13 protein-coding genes and 1 tRNA gene are annotated in these 16,386 nt (G+C 55.9%); 10 read left to right on the top strand and 4 right to left on the bottom strand.

The window, feature by feature from the left end:
• Positions 1–432: 432 nt before the first annotated feature.
• On the bottom strand, positions 433–1,149 hold the full coding sequence (locus tag AC6IZD_RS06835; RefSeq protein ID WP_497786940.1) for a Crp/Fnr family transcriptional regulator: 717 nt from the start codon (positions 1,147–1,149) through the stop codon (positions 433–435).
• Positions 1,150–1,624: 475 nt separating this feature from the next.
• Here AC6IZD_RS06835 and acs (AC6IZD_RS06840) point away from each other — a divergent pair, with 475 nt between their 5' ends.
• The 5 genes from acs (AC6IZD_RS06840) to AC6IZD_RS06860 all read left to right on the top strand — a co-directional run bounded on the left by acs (AC6IZD_RS06840) (position 1,625) and on the right by AC6IZD_RS06860 (position 8,668).
• A complete protein-coding gene (acs, locus tag AC6IZD_RS06840; RefSeq protein ID WP_497786941.1) occupies positions 1,625–3,523 on the top strand; it encodes an acetate--CoA ligase in 1,899 nt (632 codons plus the stop codon).
• Positions 3,524–3,594: 71 nt separating this feature from the next.
• On the top strand, positions 3,595–5,562 hold the full coding sequence (gene acs, locus AC6IZD_RS06845; RefSeq protein WP_497786942.1) for an acetate--CoA ligase: 1,968 nt from the start codon (positions 3,595–3,597) through the stop codon (positions 5,560–5,562).
• Positions 5,563–5,889: 327 nt separating this feature from the next.
• Positions 5,890–6,471: a TadE/TadG family type IV pilus assembly protein gene (locus AC6IZD_RS06850; protein WP_497786943.1), complete on the top strand. Its 582-nt coding sequence runs from the start codon at positions 5,890–5,892 to the stop codon at positions 6,469–6,471.
• A 10-nt stretch (positions 6,472–6,481) separates the two neighbouring features.
• Positions 6,482–6,964 carry a TadE/TadG family type IV pilus assembly protein gene (locus AC6IZD_RS06855; protein ID WP_497786944.1) on the top strand — a complete coding sequence of 161 codons (483 nt, stop codon included), beginning with the start codon at positions 6,482–6,484 and terminating at the stop codon, positions 6,962–6,964.
• Positions 6,965–6,976: 12 nt separating this feature from the next.
• Complete coding sequence (locus AC6IZD_RS06860) at positions 6,977–8,668, top strand: pilus assembly protein TadG-related protein (RefSeq protein WP_497786945.1); 1,692 nt, start codon at positions 6,977–6,979, stop codon at positions 8,666–8,668.
• A gap of 35 nt (positions 8,669–8,703) precedes the next feature.
• Here AC6IZD_RS06860 and AC6IZD_RS06865 read toward each other — a convergent pair.
• Both AC6IZD_RS06865 and nadB read right to left on the bottom strand, forming a co-directional pair.
• A tRNA-Ala gene (locus AC6IZD_RS06865) sits at positions 8,704–8,779 on the bottom strand.
• A gap of 82 nt (positions 8,780–8,861) precedes the next feature.
• Complete coding sequence (nadB, locus tag AC6IZD_RS06870; RefSeq protein ID WP_497786946.1) at positions 8,862–10,415, bottom strand: L-aspartate oxidase; 1,554 nt, start codon at positions 10,413–10,415, stop codon at positions 8,862–8,864.
• Between the two features lie 94 nt (positions 10,416–10,509).
• Here nadB and aroB point away from each other — a divergent pair, with 94 nt between their 5' ends.
• From aroB to AC6IZD_RS06895, 5 genes are all read left to right on the top strand, one after another.
• Positions 10,510–11,607: a 3-dehydroquinate synthase gene (aroB, locus tag AC6IZD_RS06875; RefSeq protein WP_497786947.1), complete on the top strand. Its 1,098-nt coding sequence runs from the start codon at positions 10,510–10,512 to the stop codon at positions 11,605–11,607.
• 30 nt (positions 11,608–11,637) lie between these two features.
• The gene (locus AC6IZD_RS06880) at positions 11,638–12,414 is read left to right on the top strand and encodes a ubiquinone/menaquinone biosynthesis methyltransferase (RefSeq protein ID WP_497786948.1); all 777 of its coding nucleotides are present in this window, start codon (positions 11,638–11,640) and stop codon (positions 12,412–12,414) included.
• Positions 12,415–12,549: 135 nt separating this feature from the next.
• Positions 12,550–13,980: a cation diffusion facilitator family transporter gene (locus AC6IZD_RS06885; protein WP_497786949.1), complete on the top strand. Its 1,431-nt coding sequence runs from the start codon at positions 12,550–12,552 to the stop codon at positions 13,978–13,980.
• Positions 13,981–13,998: 18 nt separating this feature from the next.
• Positions 13,999–14,409, top strand: a complete 411-nt coding sequence (locus AC6IZD_RS06890; protein WP_497786950.1) for an OsmC family protein — start codon at positions 13,999–14,001, stop codon at positions 14,407–14,409.
• Positions 14,410–15,423 carry a DMT family transporter gene (locus AC6IZD_RS06895; RefSeq protein ID WP_497786951.1) on the top strand — a complete coding sequence of 338 codons (1,014 nt, stop codon included), beginning with the start codon at positions 14,410–14,412 and terminating at the stop codon, positions 15,421–15,423.
• Between the two features lie 7 nt (positions 15,424–15,430).
• On the opposite strand, the gene AC6IZD_RS06900 is transcribed toward AC6IZD_RS06895, so the two are convergent.
• Positions 15,431–16,384 carry a bifunctional riboflavin kinase/FAD synthetase gene (locus AC6IZD_RS06900; protein ID WP_497786952.1) on the bottom strand — a complete coding sequence of 318 codons (954 nt, stop codon included), beginning with the start codon at positions 16,382–16,384 and terminating at the stop codon, positions 15,431–15,433.
• Positions 16,385–16,386: the final 2 nt, after the last annotated feature.

Here is a 16,386-nt window from a genome sequence, read left to right on the forward strand (position 1 = left end):
TCCAGCGTTATGCTCTTCCAACTGCCTGACATTTCAGCAGACGAAGTATTTTGCTTCGCCCGAAGTGAAACTGCGTGCCGGAGCCTGTGGCTTCGGACATGCTATGCGGTCCAATTAGACATCGGCCGCATCAGCGGGATCTCTCATCGTTTCGCCAACCCAAATATTTTGTTCGGCTATCCGATGCCAGCAACAATGTACCTGTATGTTTAGTATCTCTGTGATAAGCGTCACTTCATCTCGTGCTGTATGACTCACGAATTTGCTGTGCATGCTGCATAGTGCAACAGCAAATTGCTTGATATCGCTACATTGTTGAAGAAATCAGCAGGGAGGGTCTTCATTACTGCGGAGAAATTCAACGTTTAAAAAGTGTGCCAAAACGGGAAAACTCGCCAAAATGGCGAGTTTTCTTTTTTGCAAAGCTAAAGTTTATGCTCCGACTAACCGTTCTAGCGCCGGCTTATTTCGGATCATCAAGGTCGAACCCTTCAACACAGCAATCTGCTTTTTCCGGAAGTCGGCCAGTGTTCTCGTGACCGTCTCGCGGGAAGTGCCGATGATCTGAGCAATCTCTTCATGCGTGAGTGCGACCTTGATCCGCATTCCAGCTTCGTCGGCGCCCTCGCCATGCGACCACTCGAGCAGCAGGCGAGCGAGTCTCTCCGGCGCTGAGTGTGAGAGGCCCAGAGAACGAATTTGTTGGTAGGCCGACTGGCAATCGCGGCTCAAGTGCTGTGCCGCCTTCAGACAAGCATCGCCGTGCTGCTGCAGGAACCGAAGAAAATCTTCTCGCTTAATGAAGTTCAACTGGCAAGGTTGACCCGTCTCAGCCGTGATTTCGTACGGAGTGTTTGAAACCGTAGCATGCAGTCCCAGGACTTCACCCGGTTGCACAATTTTCAATATCAGTGTCTTCCCATCGCTGGAGGTCGTTGAGAGTTTTACGCGCCCCTTGCACAACATATAAATGCCACGCGGCGCCTGGCCCTCGACAAACAAAACTGCTCCGGCAGGATAGGCAGCAGTAAACTTGATTTTCTCAAAGGCTTCCAGGGACGCCTTGGGGAGACCGCAGAAGAAGCTGTCAGTACGCAGCTTACATATCAGGCAGTTCTCAACGAGTTCCAAGCCGTATGGTGATCCCAACTCACCCTCCCTACAGTGACGTGACTTGGTCTACCGGTGTCTTCCGGAAGTGACTCACATCACTTTCTGCTTGTGATAATGATTACAGACTCTAGCTCTGGATGCTAGAGGAAACTTTTCAAATATTTCGGGTTGGGGTGGTACTAGGCAACTCCAAAACGAAACTCGGGATAGCTCGGGTGCCCTGACTCTAAGCTTTCTTACTTAGTACTCCAGTTTGCCGGCCAATTCCAAGGCCTCCTCCGTCTCCAACGCCGTCCCCAATTCATTCTTGACTTAACGCGGGAGACTCGAACCTGCAATCCGCTTTGCTCATTGGATTTGATATGATGCCGAACGCGCTGATCGGCGTAGAAATCTGGATGGCATACGCGATCGCGGCTCAGATTTGTCTCCCAGGGGTGGGGGACATTTCAGCATTCTGATCTTCGCAACTCCGTTCAACCTAGGCAGTCAAACTTAAAGGAGTGTTCTCATGAGCAGTCCCGTCAAGTCGGACGTCGTTTCTCCGGCATACTCCTACGACGCGCCTGAAGTCGTGAAGCGCGACGCCATCGTCAAGGACTATCTCTCCGAGTACAAGCGTTCCATCGAGGATCCTGAAGCCTTCTGGGCTCAGGAAGCCGAGAGCTATACCTGGCTCAAGAAGTGGGACAAGGTTCGCGAGTGGGATGGCATTCACCACAAATGGTTTGTAGGTGGCAAGACCAACATCACCCTCAACGCCCTCGACCGCCATGCAAAGAGCGACCGTTTCAACCGCGTTGCTTACATTTGGCTCGGCGAAGACGGTTCCGAACGCGTGGTCACCTACGGGCAGCTCTATCGCATGGTTTGCCGTTTTTCCAATGGCCTCCGCTCGCTCGGAGTAGGGAAGGGCGATCGCGTTGTAATCTACATGCCGCTCACAATTGAGGGCGTAGTTTCCATGCTCGCCTGTGCTCGAGTCGGGGCCATTCACTCCGTTGTTTATGCCGGACTTGGGCACACAGCGTTACGCGACCGAATTACCGACGCGCAGGCAAAGGTGGTAATTGCAGGTGAATCCGGTGTTCGCCGTGGCAGGACTGTGCCGCTGAAACCCATTGTGGATGAAGCTCTTGATGGCCTCGACACTGTTCAGAACGTCATTGTTGTCCCGCGAGGAAGTGAAAACTACGAGCCCACCAGCGCTCGAGAAGTGAACTACTACGACCTGCTCAAGTTCTCTGCCGAGAGTCCCGCGCAGGAAATGGATGCGGAGGACCCGCTCTTCATTCTCTACACCAGCGGCACTACCGGACGCCCCAAGGGAGTGGTTCACGTACATGGCGGCTACATGGTGGGCATCACCTATCACCTGCGTACGTTTTTCGATGTCAGCCCTCGCGATCTTTTCTGGTGTACATCCGACATAGGCTGGGTTGTAGGACATAGCTACATTGTCTACGGGCCGCTTTGCGCCGGTGCTACTACGGTCTTCCGTGAAGGTGCTATCGACTGGCCAAACCCCGGTATTGCTTGGGAGATTGTCGAGCGCTACGGCGTGACGAAGATGTTCACTGCCCCGACTGCTGTTCGCATGTTCATGCGCTACGGCGAGCAGTTTCCCTCCGCTCACGACCTGAGTTCGTTGCGTGTTATCGCCTGCGCCGGAGAGCCACTCAACCCGGAAGCGTGGCGTTGGGCTCAGACGTATCTTGCTGGAGATGGCAAATGGGGCTACGTCGTCGATAACTGGTGGCAGACCGAGCTTGGCGGCCCCACGCTCGGCACTCCGGTCACTATGCCTTATCGCTCCGGAATGGCTGGCATCCCGCTCGCCGGAGTTCTGGCTGACGTGGTCGATTCCGAAGGCAATTCGGTTCCAGCCAACGAGCGTGGACGCCTTGTTCTGAAGAGTCCGTTCCCTCACATGATGCGCACTGCCTGGGGCGACAACGCTCGCTATGAGCGCGACTGGAAGCAGATTGAGGGTTGCTATGTCACCGGTGACGTGGCGATGAAGGACGATCTGGGCTACATCGCCGTCATTGGCCGGGCCGATGACGTTCTGAATGTCGCAGGCCACCGTATCGGAACCGCTGAGGTTGAATCTGCTCTTGTCTCTCACCCCGCTGTGGGTGAGGCGGCTGCCATCGGATTACCTGACCCGATGCGTGGCGAATGCATCAAGGTGTTTGTGCTGCTGCGTTCTGGGCACGAAGCAAGCGACGCGTTGTCGGCTGCTTTGATTGAACATGTCCGCCGCGAACTCGGACCTATTGCAACACCGTCCGCTCTCGAGTTTGTAACGCAATTGCCCAAGACTCGATCGGGCAAAATCATGAGGCGTTTTCTCAAGGCCAAGGAGACCGGCCAGGAGATCGGAGATATTTCAACGCTCGAGCAGTAAGCGCCTGCGCACATTTGAACCACTTCAGCGGGTTCCTATCCCGCGCTACACAAATGGAGGAAGCAGCCCGAATGGCGAACATCAGTCCCGCAGATAGCGTCAATATCGACTCAATCCTGCAAGAAAACCGCGTATTCCCCCCAGCTGAGGAGTTCAGAGCGCAGGCCCATATCAAGAGCGTTGATGAATACAAGCGCCTGTACGCCGAAGCCGCCGAGAATCCCGAGGCTTTCTGGTCAAACATCGCTCAAGAGCTGCATTGGTTTGAACCTTGGACAAAGGTTCTCGACTGGGAAGCTCCATGGGCAAAGTGGTTCGTTGGTGGCAAGGTGAACCTCTCCTACAACTGCCTCGACCGACATGTTGCTTCCGAGCGTCGCAATAAGACGGCCATTCTTTGGGAGGGAGAGCCCGGCGACACTCGAGCGCTGACCTACGCGCAGTTACTCGCCGAAGTCGAGCGTTTCGCCAGCGCACTGAAAGATCTCGGAGTCAAAAAAGGTGATCGTGTCGCTATCTACATGGGCATGGTTCCCGAGCTCCCGGTCGCTATGCTCGCCTGTGCCCGCCTCGGAGCCGTACACTCCGTCATCTTCGGAGGCTTCTCCGCAAACGCTATCGTGGATCGCGTCAACGACCAAAAGTCGTGCATGCTGATTACGCAGGACGCATCCTGGCGTCGCGGCTCGCAGTTCCCGCTGAAGGATACCGTCGACGAAGCCCTCGTAAGCTGCCCCACAGTAAAAAGCGTTGTTGTTTATCAGCGCACGGGAGCCAAGGTCAACATGCAGGAAGGGCGAGATCATTGGTGGCACGATGTTGTGGCCAAGGCGTCTCCTACTTGCCCGGCCGAGCCGCTCGACAGCGAGGATCCGCTCTACATCCTCTACACGTCCGGCTCAACTGGAAAGCCCAAGGGAATTGTGCACACTACTGGCGGCTACGGTGTCGGGACGTACATCACGACGAAGTGGATCTTCGACCTCAGGGAAGACGATATTTACTGGTGTACTGCCGATATCGGCTGGGTTACCGGACACAGCTACATCGTTTACGGCCCACTGCAAAACGGGGCGACCACGATGATGTATGAAGGAGCGCCGAACTATCCTGACCTCGACCGCTTCTGGGCGCTCATTGCGAAGTACAAGGTGAGCGTCTTCTACACCGCACCCACGGCCATACGAACGTTCATCAAGTGGGGAGACGAATACCCCAATCGCCACGATCTTAGTAGCCTTCGCTTACTCGGCTCCGTCGGCGAGCCGATCAACCCTGAAGCGTGGATGTGGTATCGAGAGGTCATCGGAAAGGGCAGTTGCCCCATTGTTGATACCTGGTGGCAGACTGAAACCGGCGCCATTATGATTTCGCCCCTTCCGGGTGCTATTCCCACCAAGCCCGGATCTGCCACTCGCCCATTCCCCGGCATCATTGCCGAGGTAGTAGATCGCAGTGGAGAGAAGGTCCCGCTCGGCTCAGGTGGATACCTTGTCATCAAGCAACCGTGGCCTGCCATGGCTCGTACCATCTTCGGAGACCCCGACCGCTACGTGAAGCAGTACTGGTCTGACATTCCCGGCGTCTACTTCACCGGGGATGGTGCTCGTGTCGATAAGGACGGATACATCTGGATCATGGGGCGCGTTGACGACGTGCTCAATGTCAGTGGCCACCGCCTCTCGACGATGGAGATCGAATCCGCCCTCGTTGCGCACGACAAGGTCGCCGAGGCTGCTGTTGTAGGGCGCCCGGACGACATCAAGGGACAAGCCGTTGCTGCATTCGTCACTCTCGAAGGGGGAGTGATGCCCAGCGCTGCTCTGAAGGAAGAACTTCGTACCTGGGTAGCCAAAGAAATCGGCGCCATGGCGAAGCCTGACGACATCCGCTTCACCGAACAGCTACCCAAAACCCGCTCCGGAAAGATCATGCGCCGCCTCCTGCGCGAACTCGCCACCAGCGGCGAAGTCAAAGGCGACATCACTACGCTCGAAGATCTCGCGGTGATTACCAAGCTGAAGGGAACGGAAGAATGATTTGAAAACCGTGCCCCTACGACTCTCCAGCCCACCTTTACCAGGTGGGCTTTTTCGTGTACCCCGGCATGAACTCCCGGAGGACCAAGAGCGTAGTCGCAGGAAACGGATAGCCCTGCACGTTGTGTGAATCGCCCTGAAATGCTGCATGTTTTTGCACACGCGCCCAATAAGAACCAATTTGGGCCGCAAATCCAAAAACTCACATTTGAGGGATTGACGACCAGAAATTACGGGATACGATTGCACTAAAGGCGGCTATCGCCTCTGTCCTTCAGGCCATGTACTTCAGTCACCTAGTAATCGAGCATGCAGGGGGTTCTGGCGATGGTCATCAAACGCTCGTCAGTCATCAATTCTGATTCTGGACAATCGCTGATTGAGGCGGCGCTTGCGATTCCGCTTCTCATCATGCTCGTCTTAAACGCCATCAACTTCGGGTATTTCTACGTTGTCATGGTGAACCTCACGGGAGCCGTACGCAGTGGGGCGGAATACTCCACACTCGGCTCTGCTACGCCCCATGGCCACTCGTTACCCGTGGAATCATCTAGCAACCACCCCGTAAGTGATCTGACCGTGCAAGACCTGTCTGGAGCGCTCGCGTCCCCCAATAGCGCGTTCGTCAGGGTCTGCACCGCATCGATCGGCACAAATGGCAAAGGAACCGGCACCGCGAAGTGCTTGACCACCGGGAAGGGAACAGCTCCGAGCTTTCCTAATCCCGATCCCGACCCTGAACCATCAAGCTTCGTGCTGCATCGTGTGGACATTAACTACCAGTTTCGCCCCATCGTTCCAGGCAAAGTTTTCGGAATCGCTCTGCTGGCCAGCCCTGCATGTTCAACCAGTGGAGGTAACGTCCTTTGCACCTTCAAGCGCCACGTCTCGGTGCGAGGCATGAATTGAGGCACCTGTCATGGCAAAACTGAACGGAGTCGGCAAGAGCGGTACAACTGCGTCCAAACGCGAGCGCGGCAGCGCTCTGATCGAGTTTGCACTGACCACGACGATTGTGCTCGTCACCTGCTTCTGGCTTTGGGAACTCTCAATGCTCGTCTATACCTACAACCTCATGGCCGATGCGGCGAAGTCGGGCGTTCGATATGCAATCGTCCACGGTGCGAGCAACTCTTCCGCTGCAAGCGGACCAACTACAGGCGCGACGTCTGACTGCGCGACCAATGTTGCGGGCGTAAAGACGGTGGTTACAAGCTACATCGCCGGACTTGCGTTTCATGACCTGTCTGGCATGACCGTCAACGTGTGTTATCTGGACGGAAACAACAGCGTCACCAATCGTGTGCAGGTGACGGTTACTTATCCATATAAACCGTATATCTCTTTGGGCTGGACTCCTCCCACGATCCACGCAGCCGCCGAGGGACGAATCGCTTATTGAGGACAGTGCCTTATGAACCACAGATTGATTGGACGTTGGAGCAAGCTTCATAGCGGCAGATGCGGTGAGCGCGGTCAGACCATGATTCTCCTAGTACTCGCGCTTGGGTTCTTTCTGCTTGGAATTGTCGCCTTTGCGGTCGATTACGGCGGGCTGTATTTTCACAAGCAGGCGGCTCAGAGCGCTGCCGACTCCGCCTGTACGGCGGCTGTGATGGACATGCTCTATTCGACCCCAAGTTCCTCCAGCGGCTTCACTGCCGGAACAGATTTCGATTGCACCGATCATCAGACCGCAGCGCCATGCAAGTACGCGAAGCTCAATGGATACGACGGAACCGGTCTCGTCTCTGGTTCTGCGTCCAGCAATATCGCAGTCACATTCCCCGGTTCGGTCTCAGGTGTCCCCGTCTGCACGCCGACGAATCATGGAGACGTGTGTGATGCGTCAGGAGCAGTGACTCACCCCTACGTCCAGATTGTCGTTACGGAGAGGGTGCCAGTTTACTTTGCCGGAGTGGTCTCCGCCTCGCGAACCGTCGATGTTGCCGCAAAAGCAAAGTGCGGTCTGGTTATGTCGAACGCCCCCATTCCGCTGCTGGTGCTTAACCCCAGTGTCAGTGGCGCCCTCGACATGAAAGGTTCAGGCAATACGAGCAAAATCACAATTTCGGGCGGCCCGGAAACGAGCATTCAAGTCAACTCGAGTAGCGCAAGCGCCGTCACAGACTCAGGAAATCCGAAGGTCGATCTCAGGGCCGCTGGACCGAATGGGACAGGTGCAAACTTTGGCGTGTATGGCGGGCCTGATTCTCCAGGTTTCACACTCTTGCCAGCAACGGGGTGGCTCCAACCCTCATCTCCAATTCCAGATCCTTTGTTCATGCTGCCCGTCCCCAAGCTACCCGGCAATTCGCCGAGCACAAGCTCGGTTAAAGGAGGGCAAGAAGGGTGCCCCGCAGCCACTTCTGGCTCATGCACCAAGTATCAACCGGGCTACTATCCGCACGGAATAAACGTCTCGGGCACGTCTATCTTTGATCCAGGAATCTACTACCTTGATGACGATTTCTCTGCGGATTCCCAGTCCTGCATTCGCCCCAGCAGCAATGCGAGCACAGGATCGAACGCAATAGGAGGCACAATGTTCTACCTCCACAAGGGGACGGTAGACATCTCCGCGAATTCAGGCAAGAAGTGTCCCAGTGCTTTCAACATCAATACCGTCCTTGGCACGGGACAACTGCAACATGGCGTGAAATGCAGTTCTTCTTCTATGATCCCGGCAAACCTTGCATCCGCAACGCTCGATGGCAACGTACTCCTAGGCCCATGCACAGACGAATACGGAGACCCGCTGGGTGCGAGCGACCCGATCGGCATGCAACGCGGAATTGTGTTCTTTCAGAATCGCTCGACTTCGGCATCTCCATCATGGGGTGGCAACGGTAGTTCCGCGATTGTCGGCACAATGTATTTCCATCAATGCAATTCCACCGATGGTTCGGAACTGGGTACAAATTGCAACTCCAGCGCTTTCAACGACAGCTTAAGTTTCAGTGGAACTTCGGGGTCAACATCGTATGTTGTGGGAGAGATCATCACTGACAAGCTGGACATGAACGGCACACCAGCGGTGAACATGTATCTCAACCCGAACGCTCTTTACTACGTGCTCAAAGCGTCGCTATTGCCGTCGGACTAGGATGATTGAGAAGAGAATCTGAGGAGGGGAATCTTTGGTGGAGCTAGTCGGGATCGAACCGACGACCTCATCGTTGCGAACGATGCGCTCTCCCAGCTGAGCTATAGCCCCACTATCTGGGTGTGTTGCGTTTCCTTACTTCGCAATCATAACAGCAGACTTGCAGATTGGCCAAGCGGCGTTCTCCACAGGTTCAGTCGAAACGGACATCTCCGTCGACGAGCACCGAATGGCGACAGAAACTCGCATCGTCCTTTGCTGGGAAGTCAATGCGATAGTGCCCGCCTCGGCTCTCCCGTCTCGCCAGCGCTGAGCGCGCAATTGCCAATCCACTCTGCGCAATGTTGCGTGCCTCTGCGCGCAGTCTTGTCGATGAGGGCGGCAGAGCCCGGAGAATGTCCTGCAGTCGCTGGACCGCCGCCGAGAGCCGCTCGCCATCGCGCACAATTCCAACATGGCTTTCCATTAACTGTTGCACTTCGGCTTTGAGTTGCTTCTCATTGCCATCACCCTGGCAAGTGCATCTCTTCCCAATTTTTGCATCCAAGACTTTCGGAGCGGCCTCGCCCACCATTGCTCTCGCTGCACGTGCGCCAAATACCAATCCTTCCAGCAGAGAATTACTGGCTAGGCGGTTTCCTCCATGTACTCCTGTGCATGCTGCTTCTCCGGCTGCATACAGCCCCGTCAGCGATGCTCGTCCGTCCAGATCCGTGCGCACGCCGCCCATCATGTAATGAGCAGCGGGGCGAATTGGAATCAGGTCGCGTGTTATGTCGATTCCGTAACTGAGGCAAGTCTGGTAAATACGCGGGAACCGTACCTTCAGCCGTTCTCCATTCAGGTGAGTGACGTCCAGAAACACTAGTGCTTTCGGCGCCGTACTCGTCTGCAGTTCCTGATGAATCGCCCTCGCCACCACGTCCCTCGGCGCTAGCTCCCCCAGTTTGTGATACCGCGGCATGAATCGCTCGTGCTCACTGTTGCGAAGGTATGCGCCTTCACCCCGCAGAGCCTCCGACAGCAGGAACCTCGGTGCACCCTCGACGAATAGCGCAGTAGGGTGGAACTGCAGAAATTCCATATCGCTCAGCTCTGCGCCCGCTCGCAACGCCATCGCCGGACCATCAGCGGTCGCCACCGTGGGATTCGTCGTGTTCGCGAACACCATCCCCGCGCCGCCTGTCGCCAGCAGCACTGCGCGGCCGGTCATCAACTCTGTCGTGCCATCGTCATTCAGAACTTCCGCGCCGACCACTCGACCATCTTGTACAAGCAGGTCGCGCGTAAAACCGTAGTCTCGTAGCTGAACGTTATTCAGCTTCTTGGCTTTTTCGTAAAGCGTGCGCCCAATCTCTCGCCCGGTCGAATCTCCATCGGCGTGCAGCACCCGATTGCGCGAGTGTGCCCCTTCTCGCGTGAAGGCCAGTTTGCCTTCCTCATCGCGATCAAACTGCGCACCCCACTCAAGCAGTTCCAGAACTCGCTGTGGACCCTCTGTCACCAGAACACGCGCGGCAGTTTCGTTCACCAACCCTGCTCCGGCTCTCAACGTGTCCTGCAGATGAATCTCGGGGGAGTCATCGGGGGCCAACGCAACAGCGATGCCGCCCTGCGCATATTGTGTGTTCGATTCAGTCAGTTCTTGCTTAGCGAGGCACAGCACGGTCCCATACTGGTTGAGTTCAATGGCGGCCCGCAACCCCGCAACACCCGCGCCTACAACGATAAAGTCGTACGAGTTCATGGCAAGCTTCGATGGTACCACCCTGAATCTGCACAGCATATGTACTCACATCCAGAGCTCTCCACCAAACAGTTCGCTGCTGTAAGATAGAGGCTTGATCCGAATTGGAATCCAAACTCGAAGCAAGTCTTACGACGTCGTCATAGAGCAGGGCTTACTCCGCTCTGCGGCTACGTACATCCGCGAAGCCGTACCCATTGCTCGTCATTTCGTCGTTGTCACCGCTGCGCCCATTCGCAAGCACTGGGGCAAGCTGCTGGTGGACTCCTTTGCCAGCGACGGAGCCAAGGTGGACGTGCTTGAAATGCAGGATGGCGAGCGTCGTAAGAATCTCGCGACCATCGAGAGTCTTTCCAATGCACTTGTTCGCTTGCAGGCGGATCGCAACACCGTGCTGATCGCCCTCGGCGGCGGAGTGGTGGGCGACGTAGTCGGATTCCTTGCCAGCATCTACATGCGTGGCATCCGGTTCGTGCAGATACCAACAACGTTCCTGTCGCAGGTGGATTCCTCCGTAGGTGGCAAAACCGGTGTAAATCTCACGGTGGGAAAGAACCTGATCGGCACCTTCAAGCAGCCGGAAGTGGTGTTGGTTGACCCGCAAGTGCTCAGCACTTTGCCCGATCGGGAATATCGCTCGGGTCTTTATGAATCCCTGAAAGCCGGGGTTATCCGCAATCCGCGCATCTTCGAGTTTATGGAGCAGAACCGTGGTCAGATTCTTTCGAAGCAGCCCGGAGCCCTTGAGTGGCTCATTTCCGAGTCCGTTCGTGTGAAGGCCGATGTTGTCGGACAGGACGAAGAAGAGCATGGTCTGCGCAAGATCCTGAATTACGGACACACCATTGGCCACGCGCTCGAAGCTGAGACCGCGTACAAAGTTTTTCTTCACGGAGAAGCTGTTGCCTGGGGAATGGTCGCTTCAGCCATGATCGCCGTAGGCATGCAAAAGACCACGCCTGCAGAGGCCCAGCGCATCATCAGCCTCGTTCTTGCCTATGCAGCCCTGCCTCCTGTCGAGGTAAAGCCTAAGTCCATCTTTCGGCGTCTTGCGAGCGACAAGAAAACTCTCGATGGACAGGTTCACTTCATTCTCCCCGTGCATGTCGGCCAGGTGGATGTCACAACTGATGTGCCCGAAAAAGCGGTGCTGCAGGTGGTCGCTGAGCTTCGCGATCTCTCCCGGGCTTAGTCTTGCAAAATGTCAGAACGGAATCAGCCAATGGATAAGTTGAAACAGGCGCCCGCGACCGAAGCTGCGCCAACCACGCCCGGAGCGCGCGTTACAGCCGCACAGGATCAGAAAGCCGCGGCGAATGCCGTGCGCCAAATGTTCTCAACCATTGCGCCGCGCTACGATCTGCTCAATCACGTGCTCTCGTTCAATGTGGACCGTTACTGGTGGTGGCGCACTGCTCGCCGCTTTCGTCACATCCTGCGTCGGAACGATGCGACGGTGCTCGATTTGTGCTGTGGCACAGGGGACATGACCTTTGCGCTATACCGGCAAGCTGGCCCAGTCGGTGCCTCTCTCGTCGGAGCTGATTTCGCGCACCCCATGCTCTGCCGCGCTGTCCAGAAGAGCGCTGGTCGCCGCATTGAATGGGTTGAAGCCGACGCCTTGCAGATGCCTTTTGCGGATGGCCGTTTCAATCTCGTCACCTCGGCCTTTGGTTTCCGAAATCTTGCCAACTATGACGCTGGCCTGCGCGAGATCCATCGTGTACTAGCTGATCAGGGTGAGGTCGCGATTCTCGATTTTGGAGAACCACCTGGCCTGCTCGGAAAGCTCTATCGCTTCTACTTCCGCCGAGTTTTACCAGCAATAGGCTCAGTTATCTCTGGAACGCGTGGTCCTTATGCATATCTGCCTGCCAGCGTTGCGCGTTTCCCGCCGCCGCCTGAGATGCTGGCTCGCATGAAGGCTGCTGGATTCCGCGAAGTCAATTACACGCCGTACACGTTTGGAGTCGCAGGCGTGTTTTGGGGTCGAAAATAGAAGAACACTGAAGTCGCACATTACAGCTTTGGGCATCGCTGTCCCGAGTGGACTTTCTCGAAATCAGGGTCGTTCGACCACGAAGAACGAAAAGCTCCGCCGCCCTTGGCATTGGTGTGTGGCCACGATAAGCTCATGGGAATGGTTTCTGCGGCGATCAACACGGAGCTGATGCGCAGCGAGAAGCAGCGCGTGGCGCGCAATAGCGTCTTGGTCGCTATTGTGATCACCACATTCAAGTTCATCGTCGGCTTCTTCACCGGAAGCCTCGGCATCATCTCAGAAGCGCTGCATTCCTCACTTGATCTCGTAGCGGCTGTCGTAACGTTATTCTCCGTTCGCGTCAGCGATAAGCCTGCCGACGCCGACCATCAGTACGGACACGGCAAAGTCGAGAACTTCTCTGCGTTCATCGAAACAGGTTTACTCCTAGCGACGTGTGTCTGGATTGTGTGGGAAGGCATCCACCGCCTCTTTTTCCGCAGTGTCGAAATTGAGCCTACGATCTGGGCCGTTCTCGTCATGGGCCTTTCCATCACGCTCGACTACGGACGCTCGCGTTCCCTGAAGCGTGTTGCCGACAAATACTCAAGCCAGGCGCTGCAGGCCGACGCGCTACATTTCGCTACCGACATCTGGTCGAGTTCCGTCGTGATCGCTGGGCTCGCCTTCGTTTGGGCCGGACGTCATTACAATTTGCCCTGGCTGCAGAAGGCCGATCCCATCTCCGCGCTTGGCGTTGCTGCAATTGTGGTCTGGGTCAGTTGGCGACTCGCTCGCGAAACTCTCGATGCTCTGCTCGATGCAGCACCCACGGGTGTTCGCAACGAAATCATCTCCCAGGTGAGGAATGTTCCGGGTGTGCTCGGCGTTGAGCGCGTTCGCATTCGCAAGGCGGGAAGTCGTTACTTCGCCGACGTCGCTGTAGGCCTCGCGCGAAACGTGACTTTCCAGGCTTCGGATGCCGTCGTGTCACAGGTGCGGCAGCGCATCCACATACTGCTTGGCGATTCCGATGTGCTTGTGAATGCCGTCCCCCGCGCGGTTTTGAACGAGAGCACCTTCGACCGTATCCGTGCCGCGGCTCTGCGCAACAATTTGATGGTCCACGACGTAAGTGTGCAGGATCTTGATGGCGATATCCATGTTGAACTGCATGTTGAACTCGATGAAAATATGTCCCTCATCGCAGCGCATGACCGTGTTACCACTCTCGAAGCCGATATACGCGACCATGTCCCGGAGATCACCTCCATTCTGACGCACATTGAGAGTGAGCCCGCAACTATTGAGACGAGCGATGAGATCGTGCAGGACCGAGCACTCGAAGCGAAGCTCAAGGCCATCGCTGCCACATTCCCTGATGTTGTTGACATTCACGAGATTGTCTTCAAGCGGGTGCGCGAGCATACTTTTCTTTCGTGCCACGTTACTATGAAGGACGATCTCCCTCTGTCGCGGGTACATGATGTTCAAACCGCTTTGGAAATAAAGTTCAAGAACGAGGCGCCCAAACTATTTCGCGTGCTCATTCATCCTGAGCCGCAGACCGACAACAGGCGCTGACCTGATAGGAGCAAGTCTATGCATGCGTGCGTAACCTGGATTGCTGCAAACGAGACTGAAGATCGATATCTCGGCGTCGCCACCAGCGGGCACGCCGTGGTAGTAGACGCCAGCCAGCTGAAGCAAGGCTCCAGCCCCATGGAACTCGTCCTCATCGGACTTTGCGGCTGCACCGCAAGCGATGTTCGGACGATTCTCCACAAGAAGCGCGAATCGTTCTCGCTCCTTGAAGTTCGTGCCACTGCTGAACGCGCCGTAGATCCGCCAAGCGTATTCACCGAAATCAAGCTGCTTTATCGCGTCAGTTCCAATGTCAATCACAAGGCGATGGAAGACGCCGTTCACTTGTCGAAAGAAAAGTACTGCTCTGTCTCTCAGATGTTGCAGAAGACTGCGAAGATCACGTCAGAGATCGAGTATGTTGATTAGATGACCCAGTGTGTACGCCGGGAATCGTCCGGTGTCAGATCGTCAATCGCAGGATACTTCTACATCGGCGGAGCTGCGCTCTTTTGGGCCATCTCCGCCACTCTTGGGCGAGCAGTCTTCACTGGCCGGCTTCGGCTGTTTGGTGCAATTGTCCCAACAGTGCCGCCTCTGATGCTTGCCCAGAGCCGCACAACGTTTGCCGCCTGCGTGCTGTTTCCACTACTCCTTTTTGCGCGTGGCTCCGCCGCGCTCCGCATGCAGAAGGCTGATATCCGTGACTGCGCCATTCTCGGGATTCTCGGTATTGCCGGGTCCAATTACTTCTACTATCTCTCCATCCAGCGCACCAATGTAGCTACCGCAATCATTCTGCAATATCTTGCGCCAGTATTCGTCCTCTGCTGGATGCTGCTCCGAAAGATCCAGTCGCCCACTGCCGCTCGTGTCGGCGGAGTTCTCACTGCGGTTATCGGTTCGGTGCTCGCGATCGGAGTTGTGAGCCAGTCCGTTCATTTTCCTTGGCTGGCCGTTCGTCCCGGACAAATACGTTTCGACCTCATCGGTGTGATCGCGGCCTTGGTTGCGGCGGTGTCATTTGCCTTTTATAACGTCTTTGGACGCCACCTGATCGAATCTCACGATCGCTGGACCGTGCTTGCCTGGGCATTGGCCGGAGCGGCTTTAGGATGGATCTTCGTCAATCCTCCTTCGCACATCATTGCCGCGCATTACACGCGCTCACAGTGGATATTCATGGCGCTATTCTCGATCACGTCCATCCTGATTCCGTTCTCGCTCTACTTCGCCGGATTACATCACCTCGACGCCACTCGTGCCATCGTCACCAGTTGCCTTGAGCCTGTTTTCTCAATTTTGATTGCAGCTCTTGCCCTTGGAGAGCTAGTAGGCCACATCCAGATTGCCGGAATTTGCCTCGTCCTCGCCTCCACGATCCTCGTTCAACTCGAAACACAAAAGGACGGCCCGGTGCCGCCCTTCGACCCCGTGGAGTGAGTGATGCTCACACGTTCTGCGTTTTGCGCAACGCCCCTCTGAGTCGGAAAAACTTCTCGGCCCGCGCCACGTCTTTTCCTATCTGTACCTTCAGTGCCTCAGGGTTAGGATATTTCCTCTCCTCCCGAAGCCTGTAAAGGAAGCTCAATCGAATCGGCGTGTCACTCTTCAATTCGATCGGGTGAAAGTTCAGAATGTAGCTTTCGATGGCGAAAGAATCTGGGCCAAACGTTGGTCGGTTGCCCACATTCGATACCGACTGGAAGCATTCGCCGTTGATTTGCATCTCCGTCACATAGACACCAAAACCTGGCGTCAACTCGTCATACTGCGACAGGTTGATTGTGGGTACAGCGTACTTTGTTCCGTAGCCCCGTCCTCGTCCTGGCGTCGAATCGATGCTGAACACGCGCCCAAGCAGGTGCCGCGCGGCTTTCACCTCACCACCCAGCAGCAGTGCTCGTACGTTGCTACTTGAAACCACAAACTCGCCCCACATCATCGGTTCGTGCATGACGACAGAGAAGCCGAGCTTTCCCCCGAACTCCTTCAAGCGTTCGATGTCAGCCTCGGCCTTATGCCCAAACCGAAAATTGAATCCCTCGTGGACTTCAACGGCATGTAGCGCATTGGCCAGGATTTCTTCCGCAAATTCGAACGCGGGCATCAGCGAAAGGTCGCGAGTGAAGGGAATCACGACCACCGCATCAAGTCCTGCCGCTTCCAGCAACTCCATTTTCCGCTTCATCGGCGTGATCAGTGGAGGTCCGCCGTGGGGCCGTAGAATTCGCGATGGGTGCGGATCGAACGTGACTAGGACTGAGCGAGCTTTCAGTTCCTTTGCGCGTTTGCAAATCGAATCGATCAGCTGGCGATGTCCGCGATGGATTCCGTCGAAGTTCCCAACCGTCACTACTGAAGGCCCAAGATTCTTCGGAACCTCTTCTAAGGATTCGTACACCG

It is taken from the genome of Koromonas humicola (assembly GCF_059726255.1).

Bases quoted from the DNA above. Each gene is read 5' to 3' on its own strand.
- acs (WP_497786941.1), top strand. From the start codon at position 1,625: ATGAGCAGTCCCGTCAAGTCGGACGTCGTTTCTCCGGCATACTCCTAC.
- acs (WP_497786942.1), top strand. From the start codon at position 3,595: ATGGCGAACATCAGTCCCGCAGATAGCGTCAATATCGACTCAATCCTG.
- AC6IZD_RS06850 (WP_497786943.1), top strand. From the start codon at position 5,890: ATGGTCATCAAACGCTCGTCAGTCATCAATTCTGATTCTGGACAATCG.
- AC6IZD_RS06855 (WP_497786944.1), top strand. From the start codon at position 6,482: ATGGCAAAACTGAACGGAGTCGGCAAGAGCGGTACAACTGCGTCCAAA.
- AC6IZD_RS06860 (WP_497786945.1), top strand. From the start codon at position 6,977: ATGAACCACAGATTGATTGGACGTTGGAGCAAGCTTCATAGCGGCAGA.
- nadB (WP_497786946.1), bottom strand. From the start codon at position 10,415: ATGAACTCGTACGACTTTATCGTTGTAGGCGCGGGTGTTGCGGGGTTG.
- AC6IZD_RS06880 (WP_497786948.1), top strand. From the start codon at position 11,638: ATGGATAAGTTGAAACAGGCGCCCGCGACCGAAGCTGCGCCAACCACG.
- AC6IZD_RS06885 (WP_497786949.1), top strand. From the start codon at position 12,550: ATGGGAATGGTTTCTGCGGCGATCAACACGGAGCTGATGCGCAGCGAG.
- AC6IZD_RS06890 (WP_497786950.1), top strand. From the start codon at position 13,999: ATGCATGCGTGCGTAACCTGGATTGCTGCAAACGAGACTGAAGATCGA.
- AC6IZD_RS06895 (WP_497786951.1), top strand. From the start codon at position 14,410: ATGACCCAGTGTGTACGCCGGGAATCGTCCGGTGTCAGATCGTCAATC.